Consider the following 17,233-nt stretch of genomic DNA (forward strand, 5'->3'; position numbering starts at 1 on the left):
CGTGTCATCACCAACGCAAGGGTTGGTCTTTCGGGGCAACCGTACTACGCTCAATTCCAACGTAAACGTTGGAATTGAGGTGGATCATGTCACACACGTACTCGGCCACGACCAACCCACCCCGGCAGGACACGGGAAACCGCAGCGACAGCGAATTCCCGGCGGGCCTCGGAACGGTGACCGTGTTGGTCATCACGGCCCTGGCGGTGTTGTCCCAGCTCTACGCGGCAATTCCTCTGCTGACGCCGGTCGGGGAGGCGCTGGGCGGCAGTGCGACCTTCGCTCTCTCGACCGGCTACGGACTCTGCTACGCGGTCGGGTTCCTCCTGTGGGGACCAGTTGCAGATCGTTACGGCCACCGACGGGTCATGCTCATCGGCTTGTGTCTTCTGGTGTCCGCGACCCTCGCGTGCGGGCTCACCACATCGCTTCCAGCCCTGGCCCTGGCTCGCGGGGCGCAGGGGCTGATGGCCTCCAGTTTTCCGCCGGTCGCGCTGGCCTACCTGAGTGAGGCGGTGGCTCCCCGGCACCGGGCAACGGCCATCGGGGCCATGTCCACCGCCTTCCTCGTAGCGGGGATCACTGGGCAGATCGGTGCGCAGGCCATCACCCAGCGGTTCGGTTGGCCATGGGTGTTCCTCGGCAGCACCTGCCTGCTCACGATCTGCGCCCTGGCGGTCGCCTGGCTGACACGCGAGCACCAGCACACCCGGGTCGCAGGAGGCCCGGGAGAGCAGTTCCTCACCATCGCCCGGCTTCTCGTCCGGAGTGACGTGCTGTGCCTGTGTAGCGCGCACCTGACGCTTCTGTTGTCGTTCGTCGCCATGTACACCGGCCTCAGCCTGCACCTGACGGCCTCAGGACACGGTCCCGGGGTGCTGTTCCTGATCCGCCTGGCGGGCCTACCAGGCATGTTCGTGGCCTTGGCAGCTGGTCCGCTGGGGCGCCTTCTGGGAGGCGATGCGGGTCTGGCACGGGCAGGTTTCCTGATCGCCGCCGCGGGACTCATCACGGAGGCGCTCACCCCTGGAACACTGCTCGGGTTGGGAGCGACCAGCCTCCTCTTCGTCATCGGGATCGCGCTAGCGGTACCGGCCATGATCAACCTGTTCGGACAGGCCGCGGCACCTCGGCGGGGAAGCGGCATGGCGGTCAATGGTTTCATCCTGTTCATCGGCGCCAGTCTCGGCCCGCTCCTCGCGACCGCTGGCCTCGGTTTCCCGATCCTGCTGCTCATCCTTGCGATGCTCTTGGGGACGGCTGCCACCCTTGTGACCTTTTCCGCGCACCTGGTCTCCCGGAAGAACGAGGTTGTCGCATGAAACGGGTGCTCGTGCTGGGCGCGACGGGCCGTTCCGGTTCCGCCGTGATCTCCCACCTGTCCGGCCGGGTGGAAATCGTCGCCGGGCTGCGCACAGACGTTGATCGCAGCCGTCTCCCCGGGGACGCCGGCATCACCGGAACTGCACTGGTCGACCTGGCATCGATCGCAACCCTGCAGCGGGCGATGCGCGACATGAATGCCGTGGTGAACGCGATCCGACTCCGGGAGGACATTCCCGCCACGGCTCTGGTCGCCCTCCACCACCTCATCCTCGATGCGGCACCCAGTACCCACCCACCCTTGGTCGTGACCGTCGGTGGTGCAGGTTCACTGCACCTGCCCGGCGGGCGGAGGTTCTGGCAGTCGCCGGCCTTCCCCACTCGGACACTGCCACGGGGCCGCGCCCACGCCGAGCTGCGCGACCACCTGGAGGCGGGGACTGCAGGTGGACACTGGGCCTACCTGATTCCACCCCCTGCCTTCGTCCCTGAGGGTCAGGCCACGGGCAGCTACCGGGTGTGGCGCCCATCCGAGGACGAGTCGGAATTCACCCACCGCTCCATCGGCTACACCGACTTCGCACTGGCGCTCGCCGATGCGGTCGAACAGGGCTGGACGGGCACCTGTCTCGTAGGCACCTGAGCGACGGCGTCACGCACCCGGGCTCTGGTAGTGCCGCGACATGCGGTGGAAAAGCGCCAGCGACAAGGGGAACAGCACCCAGCCCATCAGAGGTGATGCCCACACTAGCCATGCAGGAAGCGGCACCTCTGCGACCCGGTCGAGCAGGGCGGTCGTGGGCAGGTAGGCGACGAACCCGAGAGGGAAGACGAAGCAGAGAAACAGCAGACCCTCCGGCCCGAAGATGGTCAGCGGGTAGATGCCGAAGGTGGTGACGATCCGGTCGGCCTGGATCTGCATGATCCTGGCACCCCCGCCACGGAATGCCAGCGACCCGATCACCATCTGGACGGCGGTCTCCACCAGCCCTCCCCCGACGACCGCCGCCACGACGTAGCCGAGTCTCCACCACGTCCACTCGACGGGTGCGAGGAGCCCGAACCCAACCAGGGCCGCCAAACCCAGCAGTCCGTCGCCCACCGTGAGGACGTTGAAACGCCGGGTGATGATCTGGATGAACCGGTCGACGGGTCTGAGCAGCAGCAGGTCGAACTCTCCCTCGCGCACCAGCTGTGTGGTCTCCAGCAGGCCACCGAAGGGCATCACGTAGAACGAGTGAGCGGCCAGCCGGATCCCGACCAGCAGGCCCAGCTCCGCGAAACCCCAGCCGCCGATCAGCCCGAAACCGTTCAACAGCAGCGCCAGGAAGACGACATTGATGCCCTGGTAGGTCAGACCGCCGATGAGGCCGACGAATAGATTCGCTCGGTACTGGGTTTGAGCGCGCAGAGCAGCCCTCTCCAGCACCCACCAGGCGCGCAGCGCACCGGGGAGTCGTCGTTCAGCCACCGAGGACCACCACCCTGCGTTCGGCGCGCCGCCACACCACGTGAATCAGTCCCGCAAACACCGCGATCCACACCACCTGACCGGCGATCGCCAGCCATGCCTCGGTTCCGTCGAGCTGCCCGAAGTAGATCGACAACGGCGTGAACATCTGGGCGCGGAAGGGCAGCCAGTCGAGGACGGCGGCGAACCAGCCGGGCATGAACCACAACGGGACCAACGCCCCCGAGAGTAGCCCCGAGCCAAGCCGGTACAGCATGTTGTAGCCGCCCGTCTCCAGCGACCAGAAACACGTCAACGACATCAGCAAGTTCATCAGCAGCACGATGACCACCCCCAGCAGCGTCGCCAGCAGCCACTGGGGCACCGTTGGGATGGACGGCGGCAGGCTCAGCGTCCCGGTCAGCACCGCCCAGGCCAGGCCTGCGGCCGCGATCGGCAGTTGCGCCAGGAAGGTGCCGACGTTGTGTGACAGCACCTGCGGGACCAGTCCGAGGGGTCGCGTCATGTCCACCCCCACCTGCCCTTTGCGTACCCGCATTTCCAGACCGGAGAAATGCCAGGGCAGCAACGCGATCTGTAGGCAGGCGGCCAGCACCGCGTAGCTGACGGCCTGTCTGGGGTCGATGCCGTTGACTGACGCCGAATCGCCGTAGACGGCCCTCCACACCACGCCGAGCAACCAGACCTGGATCCACAGCCCGGCGATCGCCATCACCATGTCGAGGCGATAGGTCCACGAGGTTTTCACCGAGTTGCGGACAGTTGCCCGCACAGCGACCCACGCGTTCACCGGGACGCGGCCTCGTCGTAGATCCGGGCGACCACGTCGTCCAGGCTCGCCTCGGCCACTGCCAGGTCGGTGATCCGCCAGCGTGCGGTGACGGCGGCTATCAGGTCGGGGGTGCCGACCCGTTCCGGATCGTGGGTGAGCACGGCTTTGCCGTCCACCACCGTGGCGGTGGTGCCGTCCACCCGAATCAGCGCCGGGTCGACGTCGGCAGCCGGGGTGACGGTCAGGGTGCGTTCCCGCACGTAGCGGTGCTTCAGGTCCTCAAGGGAGCCGTCGAACAGCACCGTTCCCCGGTCGATCATGATGATGCGCCGACACAGCGCCTCCACGTCGTCCATATCGTGGGTGGTGAGGATGACCGTGGTGCCCAGTTGTTCGTTGATGCCCGCGACGAACTCGCGGATGCGGCGTTTCGCGACGATGTCGAGGCCGACGGTGGGTTCGTCGAGGAAGACGACCTCGGGTGAGTGCAGCAGCGCAGCCACCAGGTCTCCGCGCATCCGCTGCCCCAGGGACAGGAATCGCACCGGGGAGTCGAGGAAATCGGCCATGTCCAGCAGCTCGGTGAACATTCTGAGGCGCTGCTGGTAGTCCGCGTCGGCGATGCCGTAGAGGTCGCGGATCAGTTCGAACGAGTCGCGCAACGGCAGGTCGTACCACAGCTGGCTTCGCTGTCCGAAGACCGCTCCGATGTGGGCGGCGTTGGCGCGACGGTCCTGCCACGGCACCCGACCCGCCACCTCGACCACACCCGAGGTGGGTACGAGGATTCCGGTGAGCATCTTGATGGTGGTGGATTTCCCCGCCCCGTTAGCTCCCAGGTAACCGACGAGTTCCCCCGCCGCGATGTCGAAGGACACGTCGTGGACGGCGACTTTCTCCACCTTCCTGCGGATGAAGAGCCGACGCACCGCCTTGAACCGTCCCTCGGGTTCTTCGGGTCGCTGGAAGACTTTCCTCAGGTCGCGCACATGGATCAGCGGAGGGGATGTGATCGGTTCATCCGGCTCTGGGTTCGGATTCACGACGCGAACGCTAGCATCCGACCGGCATGTTTCCCTTCCAGCGCGCATCCAACCGGTTCGCGGAGTGATGCCCGATCTGCGACCGGTGATGCGGAATCCGACACAGGTCACGGACAGGAGCGCGCTTGTCGGGCGGGAAGGATAGGAATTCTCACCGCCGCGGATTCACCAGCGCTACCGCTCATTCCGCGATCGTCGGTCTTTCTTCAGGAGACGGGAGGCGCGCTGCGAAATCTCCACGCCAACAGTAGCCGCAAGAGCTCCGACCAGCAGGTTGGCAAATTTATCCGTCCCCCACTGTGACACAAGGAATCCCGCCATCAGGGTCAACGAGTAGGCGATTCTGAACCCCACGGTGTATTCACTGTTTCGTGACGCATATGTTTTGTACGTGACGACACCGACCAGGCCGACGAAGAGCATTCGAGGGCCCACCGCTCGGACAGAAAGACTTATTCACAGGCAGCGCGCCAGTCAGCGGAACCTTTAATCAGAGCACGCTTCAGGATAGCTGTGAATAAACCTCATCGTTCACATGATCACTTTCACCCACACCAGGCGACACATCAGCCATTGTCACCCTCCAGCCCGATCCGCTGATCTCGTCCACGCCCCCGAAGAGCGAGATCAGCGGATCAGGCAACAGCATTCCAGGTTCACTTCCCCGAAGAGACAATCCGCTTTCGGAAGACCGTCAGAAAACCAGCACCTATGAGGGTCGAGGTCAGAGCAGGCCAGAATTGCGCACTCCCTACGAGCGGTAGGACTATGGCAGCAGCGACCGCCAAGGAAGTGATGATCACGTAGGACAAAGAAGCACGATCTTTCCGCGATACGAAGACCTCATACGCCGTGGCTCCCAGAACGACTACGGTCAACAACCCCGCAATCAGCCCGGCCGTCCCCACCTCGACCCAGGTGGACACCCAGGCAAGCAGAAAGACCACGGCCACCAGCCCCAGCCGGATTCCGCACAGCGCCACATAGGCGATCACCTTCTCACGCGTACTGGGTTGCGCATCAGCAGACATCATGAAGCCCACGGTGTCGAGCACCACGCCGCACCTGCCGCAAGAGAGGCGACCAGTCCGATGCCGGCTCCCTTCAGGGCAGTAGGCCCGACTACTCTGATCAGGTACGAGGCCACTCTTGCATACTGACCCTTGGTCAGCCACGCCACGATCCCGCCTTCCACACCCCCCTCAAAGATTCCCGGCGCGGCGATGTTGAGTACGCATTTGCCCCACTCCCCGCTGCCGAATTGGTGCTGGGGGCTTGCTCCCTTGCCACTTGTCCCCTTGTCCTCCGAACCCGGGAACACATACTTCCCGATCGGGACATTGAACCTTTCCGCGATACGTTGCAGTTCAGCCTCAGGTGCCCCGTCCTGCCGGACGGCCTCTACATTAACGCTCCACCTGCCCTCAGAATCCTGTTGAAGATAGCGTTCAAAAATGGTTGTAACCTCAGCCTCCACAGCCTGGAGATCGACATCTTCCTGCACAAGACTCGGAACCGACGCATCCTCGGGAACAGTGACGGCCGAAGCAGGAAGCATCGCCTGCCCACACGACATCGTCGCAACAAGAGCCGTCGTCGCCAACATCTTCTTGAACCTCACCGGAATCTCCTCATCCTCTCTTCTTGAGGCCTACCCACGAAACGGAAGTCAACGACCTTTCCCCACGGGTTCAGCACACGCACGAGTTCAATGGCGCACCACCCACCCCTGAGATCCACAGCCGCATCCCCTCGAGAAAATCAGCACTTCCACGTTGTCGCATCCTTGCTTCAACCAGCACCACAAAGCAGATCCACTCAGATCCCCTGTTAAACCGGAATTGCGATGCGAAATGCCGTGCGACAGGTCTCGGTGAAATTTTGTTCTCACCACGCTACCCCGCCGACACCATCCGGCAGTAGTAACTATCGGCCAACAAACATCTCAAAACGAGTTCCGCAGGTGGTAACCGCATCACACCCGACTCAGCCACCCTCCACACCCACACACGGGCAGGGCTGTCGAGGCTTATTCACAGAATGGCCAGCTATGACTAGGGGCAGTCCACTGGGAGCAGGTTTCTGAGCAGGCGGATCGGGAACTGGAAACGGCAGTTCCTTGAAGGTGACAGAGCTGGGATTGAGGCAGGTAGGTCCAAGCCCACGTCCCGGGAGTAGCAGTTGGAGGCTGAGCCGCCGAAGAGACCGCGGCCCCAACCGGCTCGTATGGCTGCACAGGATCTTGTGGTCGGACATGCGATGCCCCAAGCCGGCTTGGGGCATCGCACGATCTGGGCGATGACCCGTCACGACGAGACATAAGGTCTCACAGGCGACCATGCTGCGGCTACTGCGTGACGAGGACCTCTTGCTGCCCTCGACACGTACACCAAGCAACGTCGTGAGCTCGCCAAGAACCGCAAAGCCGGCGTTCGCGAAGATCCCGAACGGCCCCGTACCAGGTGTGGCAACTGGATCGTGCCCGAGTTTGAGACCACGGCTGGCAGGACCTGGTGGATTGCGGGATGCCGGGACTGGTGCTCCAAGCTTGAGTATCGATTGCCATATCTCGTCGACTGCGAACCAGCATGACGCGATCGCCCGGTCGAACTCGGCGGTGGTCTGAGTGAAGGTGCGCCGTGGGCAGGTCGGTTCCGGACACACCAGCCGGGGCTTGACCACGACGAGCTCACTCCCGGCACGGGGGATGTCTGTGACTCGCTGACGGAGCCATACATGGGCCCGCCCGGAAACCATCCACAGGCGAGACAGCCATCGGCTACCTGATCGGCTTTCACGATCACCCGGCACCCATTAAGCGGTCAGGGGGTCGGCAAAGTGGGTGGGTGAGGGCGGCTGAGCGTTGACAGGGGTGGCGTGTCGTTGAGGTGGGGCGCGGGCCCCGTAGGGACGATGAGTGGTGTCTAGTCATCCCTTTCGTCCTGGGAGCCCGCGCTGATGTCATCTTCCACCACGACCGTTCTGTCACGCCAGCCCCTGGTCGAGGTTCTTAAGAACGTGGACGACCCGCGTGATCGGCGGGGAGTACGCCACAGCCTGTTCACGGTGCTGTCACTGGCCGTGACCGGAGTGATGGCCGGGTGTCGCAGCCTGACGGCGATATGGGAGCACACCACCGATCTGACCGCCACCGACCTGGAGGCCCTGGGCCTGGAGGCGGGCCAGGCCCTGCCGTCGGAGTCCACCATCCGCAGGGTGCTCCAGGACCTGGACCCCGCAGACCTCAACACCCATTTGAGGTCCTGGTTCTGTACACGTACCGGCACCGTCGCCGGTCGAAGGGTGATCGCGGTGGACGGCAAGACCATGCGTGGGGCCCGTACCAGCAAGGACCCGGCGCCTCATCTCCTCTCAGCCCTGGATCACGCCACCGGCACGGTCCTGACCCAGGCGCGGGTGGCGGACAAGACCAACGAGATCCCGGCGCTCAGGGAGCTTCTCGAACCGTTGGACCTGGACGGGGCGGTGGTCACCGCCGACGCCATGCACACCCAGGTAGACACCGCTCACTGGATCCACGATCAGGGTGGTCACTATCTTCTCACTGTCAAGAACAACCAGCCCGGTGTACGTAGGACGCTCAAGAAGCTGCCCTGGAAGAACGTTCCGTCAATCTCAAGCGTTGACACTTCGCGTGGGCGGCGGGTGCGGCGTACCGTCAAAGCGGTCGAGGCTCCCGCCTGGGTGGACTTCCCCGGGGCGGCTCAGGTGATCCAGGTCCGGCGCACCCGAACCACCAAGAATCGCAGGAACACAGGCAAGAACAGCAGCGGTAGCGCCAAGACGACGACTGTGGAGGTGGTCTACCTGGTCTGCTCTCTACCCATGACTGATGCCCAGCCCGAGACCGTCACCGCCTGGATCCAAGGGCACTGGGGAATCGAGAACCGGCTCCACTGGGTCAGAGACATGGTCTTCGACGAGGACCACCACCAGCTGCGCACCGCTAACGGCCCCGAGATCATGGCCGCCCTGCGCAACCTGGCCATCAGCCTCATCCGACTGGCCTACGGCGTCCAAGCCGCCATCGCCTCAACCACCAGGTCCCTATCACGACAACCAAAACGCGCCATCAAGCTACTCACCCAAACAACCACCTAAACCGACTTTGCCGACCCCCTGATTAAGCGGTAGGTCGACCGCACCGATTACCCGATAGCCGGGCAGATCAAAAATCACACTCGCGGCATCACGCCGCCGCCCCGTACTTTCACACACAATTCGTGGTCCTTATCGGGTCGGATGCTTCGCAATACCCATCCAGCCCAAGGCTACACGCCCTCGCATCAACGACCCGCCACGCCCAACTGCGAAGAGCCCACAAAGCCCTCTTAGTAACTCGCCTGCTCGTGTCGCACCGGGAAGTGGGATCAGCTTATCTGTGAGACTTATCCCCGTGTTGGCGCATTGTTATGAGTCCGGACACCAGCAGGGTAGAAATCAGCGCGGGCCAGAATTGCGCGCTCCCTACGAGCGGTAGAGATATGGCAGCGACTATTAGGAGAGAAACAATGATCTTGTACGGCAGCTGCGCACTATTAACACGAGATATGAAGACTTCATATGCTGTACCCCCCAACACAACCACCGCCATCAGGCCAGCAATTGTTCCCGCAGTCTCAATGGAAACCCAGGTGGACAACCAGAAAGCCAAGAAAGCCAACACCACCAAGCCCAGTCGAAACGTACACAGGGCAAAGTACGCGACCGCCTTCTCTCGCGTACTGGGTTGCGTGTCACCCATCACTACGCCCACGGGGAAGCACACCAAGCAGCTGCACCAGCGAGGAACCCGATCAACCCGACGGTTCCACCCACCGCCTTCAGCCCCTCCTTCAAAGCCGCAGGCCCGACTACCCGAATCAGATGCGAAACCACCTTGGCATACTGCCCTTTGGTCAACAATGAAAGATAGCCCCCCTGCATAGCTTTCGTGACCACCGCTCCGAAACTTGGGACGAGAGCGTTGAGTACGCATTTGCCCCACTCCCCGCTGCCGAATTGGTGCTGGGGGCTTGCTCCCTTGCCACTTGTCCCCTTGTCCTCCGAACCCGGGAACACATACTTCCCGATCGGGACATTGAACCTTTCCGCGATACGTTGCAGTTCAGCCTCAGGTGCCCCGTCCTGCCGGACGGCCTCTACATTAACGCTCCACCTGCCCTCAGAATCCTGTTGAAGATAGCGTTCAAAAATGGTTGTAACCTCAGCCTCCACAGCCTGGAGATCGACATCTTCCTGCACAAGACTCGGAACCGACGCATCCTCGGGAACAGTGACGGCCGAAGCAGGAAGCATCGCCTGCCCACACGACATCGTCGCAACAAGAGCCGTCGTCGCCAACATCTTCTTGAACCTCACCGGAATCTCCTCATCCTCTCTTCTTGAGGCCTACCCACGAAACGGAAGTCAACGACCTTTCCCCACGGGTTCAGCACACGCACGAGTTCAATGGCGCACCACCCACCCCTGAGATCCACAGCCGCATCCCCTCGAGAAAATCAGCACTTCCACGTTGTCGCATCCTTGCTTCAACCAGCACCACAAAGCAGATCCACTCAGATCCCCTGTTAAACCGGAATTGCGATGCGAAATGCCGTGCGACAGGTCTCGGTGAAATTTTGTTCTCACCACGCTACCCCGCCGACACCATCCGGCAGTAGTAACTATCGGCCAACAAACATCTCAAAACGAGTTCCGCAGGTGGTAACCGCATCACACCCGACTCAGCCACCCTCCAGATCCGGCTGATCCCCTACCCTACCCTGATGTTGCGACAGCTCCTCGGCTTGCCTTCCCCATCGCATCGCCTTGTGACTATTCTTGTGTCCGGCACCCCAGTCAACGCTTCCGCAGTGGAGCATTACACAAACTGGAGCTGTCTCATGAACTCACCATCGCGACCGCTGCTGACCACGCTGGTCTGCTCCCTCGTCGCACTCACGGGCTGCGCCTCCCCCACGACACGGGAAGCGCTGAGTCCCGCCGACTCGCTCTCAGCCCCCGCAGCACCACAGTCTTCGGAGGACACCTGTCCCGGACCCGTTCCGACGTCACCCCATTCGGCTTCGGCAGGAAACGTCCCGTCCGCGCCCACATCGACAGCTGCCCAGCCGAGTGCCGGCCTGCCGGAGTTCCACTCCTTGGCCGATGCGCGCACGCAGCTCCCGAAGGACTCGACGGGTTTCGTCCTGACCGATGGCGTCACCTCACTCACCTACGCGAAGGGCACCGGGGATGGTGAGGTCACCATCAATGACACGACCTACGCCACCACCTTCGAAGAGGTCAGGGACGGCAAGAAAGTAGGGTTCGTTCCCCTGCTGGCGCAGGACATTCCCGCCGATGCGACGTCCACCCTCAAGGCCGCTCTGGAGCTCGCCACGCAACGTGGCGTCGGGGTCCGGCTGAGCCCGTCGCAGAGCTACACCATCTCCGCAGAGCTTCAGCTTCCGAAGGGACTGACGTACTTCGACGGCGCAGGCGCGACCATCACAGCCGCACTCAAGGGCGGGACCAGCAACGATCCGAAAAACGTTTTCCGAATCGCCCCGGGCTCCAGCGGAACGACCCTGACCAATACCACTATCGACATGACAGGTTCCGATACCTTCACTCGCGGGGTGCTGGCTTTCGCAAGAAATGGGGAGAACATCAGTGATGTGACCATCAGCGGTCTGACCATCGTCAATTCCCAGTATCGCGGTATCGCGGTGCTGGGACGCGAAGGCGATGTTGACAACATCCGCATCGAGAACAACCAGGTCACGGTACGGCCCGAGTTCCAACGCACCGAAGGAGTGGTTGCGATCGGCGTCTACTCCGGTCTCTCGAAGGACTCCACCCCGGTCTACGACCAATTCGTGACAACCGGTAAGGTGCCACAACTCACCCACAGGGCGACCCGGGTCACCGTCTCCGGGAACCGCGTCACGGGCGGGTACTACGGCATCGAGTTCTCTGGGGTCGGGTGCAGTGTCGTGAGCAACAACTTCTCCACCATGAACACCCGCAACCTGTCCATGCAGGACAGCTCCTACAAGAACACTGTGGAGGACAATCACTTCAACTACAGCATTTCTTCATCCATCCACCTGGCCTACGGGTCGCACGACAACACGATCCAGCGCAACACGATCGTCACCGGCGTCTCAATGGGGCAGGGACTGCTGCAGGCCTACCAGGGAAGCCACGACAACACCTTCCGGGACAACACCATCGAGGCTTTCGATGACAAAACAGTAAAGGTGCCTGACAAGAAAGATGATGATCCCATGCATCCCCACTGGATGTTGTACGTCGGGCCCCACTCGGACAACAACACCTTCAGCGGAAACGTCCTTTCAGGACAGGCCAAGAGGTCGGTCGTCGCAGTGGAATCAATCTGGGACAAGAAATCCTCATTCTCCGGCGAAGTGAGCGGAAACCCACACTCGTACATGGGAACCAAACCTGGATACCCGGGCACCTCCATCGAGGTGGACTATGTCGGGGGAAGAAGGGACCTCACAGGAACCACGATCACCGGCAATGTGATGCTGCCCACTGGAACCCCGTTCTACGTGGCCGCCGACGTCTCCAAGGGCTTGAAAGTCGAAAACAATGATGTCGCCAGGGCCTCGGAAGGCACCGAGCGTCTCATCGGCAACAATACGGGCCTGAACCTGTCCGGAAACCAGCTGGCGGGTACCGGCTACCCGGTCGACAAGCCCTTGGTTCAGCATGAGGGAACCCTCGACGGCGTCGGCACGGCACACGTCACCTACACCGACCGGACGATCGGTACCCACCACTCCCAGATCACCACCCAGCAGGGCGATGACAAGGACACCAACCTCGTCGTCGACTCCCCCGACGACACCGTGACCGACGCCGGGGGCACCGACACCCTCAACGCCGCCGTCGACTCGACCCTGCCGTCGGGGGTGGAGAATCTCCGGATGCTGGGCAGCGATCCACTGCGGGCCACGGGCAACGAGCTGTCGAACACGATGCACGGCAACTCCGCGGACAACGTCATTGACGGCGCCGCCGGCGACGACTCCCTGGCAGGCGGTCAGGGAAACGACACCCTCACCGGTGGCGCAGGACATGACAGGTTCGTCCTGGACGGCCAACTGAACGGTGACGTCGACACGATCACGGATTTCACCCCCGGACAGGACAAGATCAGCCTGCCCGTAGCCACCTTCGGCGGCCTGAGCGGCAACTGGTTCACCGCCGACGCGGTCACCGCCACCACGCGGGTGTACCAGCAGGGAGAGACGCTGCTCTTCGACGCCGACGGCTCGGGCACGCTGTTCACCCCGGTCGCATTCGCGACGCTGCCGTCAGGAGTCCAGCTCACCGTCAACGACTTCGCCTGACCCCCACGCCCTAGGTCTGCGAATCCGCGGTCGGGCGGCTTGCCGAAACAGGCCGCCCGACCTTTCACGTGATCACGGAACAACAGGTGCGGAATCAACCGTTTGGGAGGCTTCCTAGGATGGGGGCATGGGCATCTCCGACGACTCCACCACGCTCACTGTGAGGTCGGACTGCATCGATTCCGATGGACGTTTCCGAACCGACTTCACTGGGCGGGGCAGGAACATTTCCCCCAAGCTGCGCCTCGACGGCCTCGACCCGAGCACCCGCACCCTGGCGGTGACGCTCGAGGACCTGACCCATCCCCTGTTCGGCTCCATGGCCCACTGGATCGCATGGAATATCCCTCCGGGGGATTCGATACCGGCCGCCATCCCACCGGGTCGCGTCAACCCCTCGACGGGAATCGTCCAGGGAACCGCCTACGGGTGGCACAGATACCGTGGCCCGAAACCTCCCCAGGGCATGACACACACCTACCGGTTCACCGTTCACGCGCTCGACTGCACCCTGACGCTCCCCTCCAGAACCCGCTTGGCGGGCTTCAAACACGCGGTTGAGGGGCACGTCCTGCAGTGGGCCGTGCTCGAGGGAATCTACGAATAGCCGCGCACGCCCCCGTGGGCGAAGCGGTCACGCCTTGTTGGCAGGTTTCCGTCAGGGGTTCGGACGGTCACAAACCGCTTTCCGCGGCTGCTTCTCGCGCCATTTTTCCGTGCTCTCTCGGAGGATGCTTCTCCAACCAGTCGAGCAGGAATTTCATGAGGACGAGCGAGATCAGGCTGGCCGTCAGCGCCGCGAGGAGACCTTGGAAGAACGTCGTGAACAGCCAAGCGACCGCGAACCACATGAGGAGATCCTCAAAGACGTCATCGATTCTCCGGAAAATCCCCATGACGAGAAGAGCGGTCAGGAACTTATCGATGACCACAGTGATGACCCAAAAAGCAGGAAACATCCACAGGAGATTGAGCCAGAGCCATGGATCGTCGCTCCGAAGCTCACCAACACCCGGGATGAGGGCGACGCTCACCACACCCACAGCCATCGGTACGGCGGCAACGGCGCTGATAGCTGCAAGGAGCCAAAACATGATGATCGCACCCCAGAAGGTGCCAGGCTGATCCTTCGACGCCACGATCCCATTCCCTCCGATCACACGTTCAAAAAAGCAGTGGCGGGCTCGGCACATCGACGACCGATCACTGACTCCCCGGACACGATCACTTCGACGCCCCCTCCTTCCCGGCGCCATCATCACCGGGATCGTCATCATCCTTCGGGGCGTGTTTCTCCAGCCATGTCACGAAGGGCTTCATGGTGACAGCTGATATCAGACCGGCCAGCAAAGCTCCCAAGGGATCGCGAAAAAAGACAGTAAAAAACCACGATATCAAGAGCCAAATGAAGAGATTCTCCAACAGCTCCCCGAATTTCCGCGAGTTTCCCGTAGCGAAGAGATGTTTCAGAACTGGGCTGATGACCAAGCTGGAGGCCCAAGCCGCTGGATACATCCACAGGAAATGAAGAAGAAACCACGGGTTGAAGCTCTGGAGCTCCCCGACCCCCGGAATGAGAGCGACGATCGCGACCCCTACCATCATGGGGACGGTGGAAACGATGATGGCGGCGACGAGGAGCCAGAACATGATGATCACACCCCAGAATGTGACGGGCTGGTCTTTTGAACTCATGTCCTGGCCCCTCTCGTTCAGGCGAACGTCACGATCCACCGCGCGATTTCGATGGCCACATCCGCCGGGATGCCATTCTGCGTGAGGAAGGTTGCGATACCCAGCTCGCTCGTGGCTTCAATGGAGTCTACCAAGCCATAGATCTTGTCGGCCCAGGAACGGACCGGATTCGGCAGGAATGGGCGTCCGTATGTCAGGGCTATTTTGATCACTTTCCTGAGGATGGACCCCAAGGACTCCTGCCCATTGCTGGCTATGCCGTCTCGCTGGGCAATTTCACGCGCAATCTGAGCACTCTTCTGATCGCCTGCCGCTTCCGCTTGGCGCGCAATGGCTTCCCAGTTGGTGGCGCTGATGTACCCGGCGGTCCGTTCACCGTTCTGATCGTTCGCGAAGACCGCGGGCGAGCCACTCGTGGTCGCGGATGCCTGCTGCACTCCGAGGCCGACCCCGCCGAGCAGGATCGTCCCTGCCAGAGACGTCACGGCTGCTCTCTTCACGCGAGAGCGGAACGCGGATGTCAGTGTCATGTCAACTCCCCTGTGATGATTGGTTGATTCCGGGACGGGAAACAGCCTTCCAACACCCCATGACGGCGCGCAATGGTCAACCGGACCGATCAAGCACCCAGATGGATCAAGATGCTGCCAGAAGCAACCACACGGCCTCTGCGATCCGTGATCGCTGACCTTTCGGGTAGTCCTGCTGTCCTTCCAGGCAGTTTTCTTCATGCGCCGGCGAACCGGGCATGCCTGTCGTACGCTGAGAGGGTCGAGCCAGCGCGAGTGATGCAAGGAAGGGGTGCTTGGAGAAAATGAACATCAGAGTTCTAGTGGTCGATGATGACCTGTTCGTGCGGCAAAGTCTCCAGAAAATACTCTCACGCACTCCGGGAATCAGCACGGCCGGATTCGCCGAGAACGGCACCCAGGCACTTGAAATTTTTACCTCCGAGGCGGTCGACCTGGTCCTCATGGATGTTCAGTTGCCGGACATGGATGGCGTGAGTACCGCTGCCGAGATTCACGCCCTGGAACCAGAGGCTCGCGTGTTGATGTTCAGCTCGCGCTGCGACCAGAACAGTCTGAGAAAAGCGATCGGGGCGGGCGCCTCCGGATATCTTCTCAAGGACGCGGAGCCGGGTACGCTGATCAGTGCCATTCACGCTGCTGCTTCAGGCCTCGTCGTGTTCTCGGACATCATTCTCGAGATGCTCTTCGATAACCGTCCCACCGGGCCGCCACAGGTCGACGACTTGACCTCTGGGGAGCAGGATGCGCTGCATTTGCTGTCCTTGGGGAAATCCAATCGTGAGATCGCGGAGGCGTTGCATCTCTCGGAATCTTCGGTCAAGGCGAGGCTCTCGTCTGCCGCGTCGAAACTTGGCAGCTCTTCCCGCACGGGAACCGTTGCCCGCGCCAAGGATCTCGGAATTGTCTGACCCACGGCACCCCTCCCAGCATCCTCGCAGTGACACGCGGACGGGCAACGGCGCGCACCGCGGCGCCGGCAGATTCGGCACCAACTCTGTGCTCAACAACAATGATTTCGTCATCCTGCCACCCGACCACCCAACGGTCGTCGGCTTTCGTGACCTCATCGACACCCACAGAACGGAGATCCCGGGCATCGATCAGGAAACCCCATGGTCGGAAGCATCGCTTCTGGCAGCGGAACAAGCGTATGTACAGTTTTCGGACACCGAAGCGGAGCGGACAAGAACGCTCTACGAAGCTTTTCTCGGTGAAGGTCTGGTAAGGCTGTACGGCGGAAGCTGGGTGAGGCTCAGAGCCCACGCCAGAAGCGGCGAGCCATCATATGGATACGGAATTCACCACGACATCACCGACCACATCGACGTGGTGACGAGCCTCCCGCCGCTGGCGCGACGTCTGGGAACAGGATCACACTGGGCCACAATCTACGCATCGACGGCCACAATGCTGGACCTGGCCCTCACGCCCCGCCCGCCCGATGCATAGAACCGCCCTCCCGATCACCGCAACCGTCGGCGCGACCACGGCACCGAGCCCCAGGACGAGGCGGCGTAGACCGCACAACACCGCCGCCACCCAGCTCGTCAGCAACCAAAAAACCCTCCAGGAGGAAATCCCGGAGGGCGACACCCACATTCACTTGAGTGATGTTTCGTGTAAGTCGCTTGTGGTGAACACGGGTGGACTCAAACCGAACACTTGGCAGCGGCTCGAACGGCTTGGTTCCGCGTGGAAATAGGAGAAACTCACTGTTGGCGACGACCCAGAAGGTGCCGCAGAGGACGAGCCGGGAGTCATCGCGAACCCTAGGAGATGAGCTAGAACGCCCCTATCCGAGAGGCAAGTGGAAGCTATCTGAACTACACGCACGAACGGCGAGAGCGTGATCTCGCTCTGGCAGCGGTTCGACGTGCATCGGATGACCGTCTAGACGCACACGAGAGACTTGCTCTGACGTCCCCTCGTGCTGCACGCCGGAGGGCCCCGTGCACGAGCTGCGGCTTACGAGAGTTGCTGAGTCGGGAAGCCTGTTGGCTTCACTTGTG

The 17,233-nt window shown here is 62.1% G+C and carries 16 protein-coding genes; 7 read left to right on the forward strand and 9 right to left on the reverse strand.

The features are described 5' to 3' along the window. The first annotated feature begins 86 nt into the window (after window positions 1-86). Together V7R84_RS06885 and V7R84_RS06890 are read left to right on the forward strand one after the other, a co-directional pair. Window positions 87-1,322 (forward strand): MFS transporter, encoded by a 1,236-nt coding sequence (locus tag V7R84_RS06885; RefSeq protein ID WP_338573421.1) that lies wholly within the window; start codon window positions 87-89, stop codon window positions 1,320-1,322. Then, on the forward strand, window positions 1,319-1,966 hold the full coding sequence (locus V7R84_RS06890) for an NAD(P)-dependent oxidoreductase (protein WP_338573423.1): 648 nt from the start codon (window positions 1,319-1,321) through the stop codon (window positions 1,964-1,966). The genes V7R84_RS06885 and V7R84_RS06890 overlap by 4 nt, the downstream gene beginning before the upstream one ends. A gap of 9 nt (window positions 1,967-1,975) precedes the next feature. Here V7R84_RS06890 and V7R84_RS06895 read toward each other — a convergent pair whose 3' ends face one another. The 5 genes from V7R84_RS06895 to V7R84_RS06915 all read right to left on the reverse strand — a co-directional run bounded on the left by V7R84_RS06895 (window position 1,976) and on the right by V7R84_RS06915 (window position 6,230). Then, window positions 1,976-2,794 carry an ABC transporter permease gene (locus V7R84_RS06895; RefSeq protein ID WP_338573425.1) on the reverse strand — a complete coding sequence of 273 codons (819 nt, stop codon included), beginning with the start codon at window positions 2,792-2,794 and terminating at the stop codon, window positions 1,976-1,978. After that, window positions 2,787-3,584 carry an ABC transporter permease gene (locus V7R84_RS06900; RefSeq protein WP_338573427.1) on the reverse strand — a complete coding sequence of 266 codons (798 nt, stop codon included), beginning with the start codon at window positions 3,582-3,584 and terminating at the stop codon, window positions 2,787-2,789. Before V7R84_RS06900 ends, V7R84_RS06895 begins: the two co-directional genes overlap by 8 nt. After that, complete coding sequence (locus tag V7R84_RS06905) at window positions 3,581-4,609, reverse strand: ATP-binding cassette domain-containing protein (protein ID WP_338573430.1); 1,029 nt, start codon at window positions 4,607-4,609, stop codon at window positions 3,581-3,583. Before V7R84_RS06905 ends, V7R84_RS06900 begins: the two co-directional genes overlap by 4 nt. 656 nt (window positions 4,610-5,265) lie before the next feature. Further along, complete coding sequence (locus tag V7R84_RS06910; RefSeq protein WP_338573433.1) at window positions 5,266-5,664, reverse strand: hypothetical protein; 399 nt, start codon at window positions 5,662-5,664, stop codon at window positions 5,266-5,268. Beyond that, window positions 5,640-6,230, reverse strand: a complete 591-nt coding sequence (locus V7R84_RS06915; RefSeq protein ID WP_338573435.1) for a hypothetical protein — start codon at window positions 6,228-6,230, stop codon at window positions 5,640-5,642. Before V7R84_RS06915 ends, V7R84_RS06910 begins: the two co-directional genes overlap by 25 nt. A gap of 1,337 nt (window positions 6,231-7,567) precedes the next feature. Here V7R84_RS06915 and V7R84_RS06920 point away from each other — a divergent pair. Continuing rightward, complete coding sequence (locus tag V7R84_RS06920) at window positions 7,568-8,731, forward strand: ISAs1 family transposase (protein ID WP_338571637.1); 1,164 nt, start codon at window positions 7,568-7,570, stop codon at window positions 8,729-8,731. Between the two features lie 645 nt (window positions 8,732-9,376). Here V7R84_RS06920 and V7R84_RS06925 read toward each other — a convergent pair. Continuing rightward, window positions 9,377-9,991 (reverse strand): hypothetical protein, encoded by a 615-nt coding sequence (locus V7R84_RS06925; RefSeq protein WP_338573437.1) that lies wholly within the window; start codon window positions 9,989-9,991, stop codon window positions 9,377-9,379. A 524-nt stretch (window positions 9,992-10,515) separates the two neighbouring features. On the opposite strand from V7R84_RS06925, the gene V7R84_RS06930 reads away from it, so the two are divergent. Further along, a complete protein-coding gene (locus tag V7R84_RS06930) occupies window positions 10,516-12,996 on the forward strand; it encodes a right-handed parallel beta-helix repeat-containing protein (protein WP_338573439.1) in 2,481 nt (826 codons plus the stop codon). 127 nt (window positions 12,997-13,123) lie between these two features. Continuing rightward, on the forward strand, window positions 13,124-13,603 hold the full coding sequence (locus V7R84_RS06935) for a YbhB/YbcL family Raf kinase inhibitor-like protein (protein WP_338573441.1): 480 nt from the start codon (window positions 13,124-13,126) through the stop codon (window positions 13,601-13,603). A 67-nt stretch (window positions 13,604-13,670) separates the two neighbouring features. Here the strand turns inward: V7R84_RS06935 and V7R84_RS06940 are convergent, their stop codons facing one another. From V7R84_RS06940 to V7R84_RS06950, 3 genes are all read right to left on the reverse strand, one after another. After that, window positions 13,671-14,135 (reverse strand): hypothetical protein, encoded by a 465-nt coding sequence (locus V7R84_RS06940; RefSeq protein WP_338573443.1) that lies wholly within the window; start codon window positions 14,133-14,135, stop codon window positions 13,671-13,673. 85 nt (window positions 14,136-14,220) lie between these two features. Beyond that, window positions 14,221-14,691 (reverse strand): hypothetical protein, encoded by a 471-nt coding sequence (locus tag V7R84_RS06945; protein ID WP_338573445.1) that lies wholly within the window; start codon window positions 14,689-14,691, stop codon window positions 14,221-14,223. 17 nt (window positions 14,692-14,708) lie between these two features. Next, the gene (locus V7R84_RS06950; protein WP_338573448.1) at window positions 14,709-15,221 is read right to left on the reverse strand and encodes a hypothetical protein; all 513 of its coding nucleotides are present in this window, start codon (window positions 15,219-15,221) and stop codon (window positions 14,709-14,711) included. 284 nt (window positions 15,222-15,505) lie between these two features. On the opposite strand from V7R84_RS06950, the gene V7R84_RS06955 reads away from it, so the two are divergent. Together V7R84_RS06955 and V7R84_RS06960 are read left to right on the forward strand one after the other, a co-directional pair. After that, window positions 15,506-16,132 (forward strand): response regulator transcription factor, encoded by a 627-nt coding sequence (locus V7R84_RS06955; protein ID WP_338573851.1) that lies wholly within the window; start codon window positions 15,506-15,508, stop codon window positions 16,130-16,132. Continuing rightward, entirely contained in the window at window positions 16,125-16,673 is a 549-nt protein-coding gene (locus V7R84_RS06960; protein WP_338573451.1) for a hypothetical protein, read from the forward strand. Before V7R84_RS06955 ends, V7R84_RS06960 begins: the two co-directional genes overlap by 8 nt. The last annotated feature ends 560 nt before the right edge of the window (window positions 16,674-17,233 follow it).

Source organism: Arachnia propionica, from assembly GCF_037055325.1.
In the GTDB taxonomy this organism is placed as follows: Bacteria; Actinomycetota; Actinomycetes; order Propionibacteriales; family Propionibacteriaceae; genus Arachnia.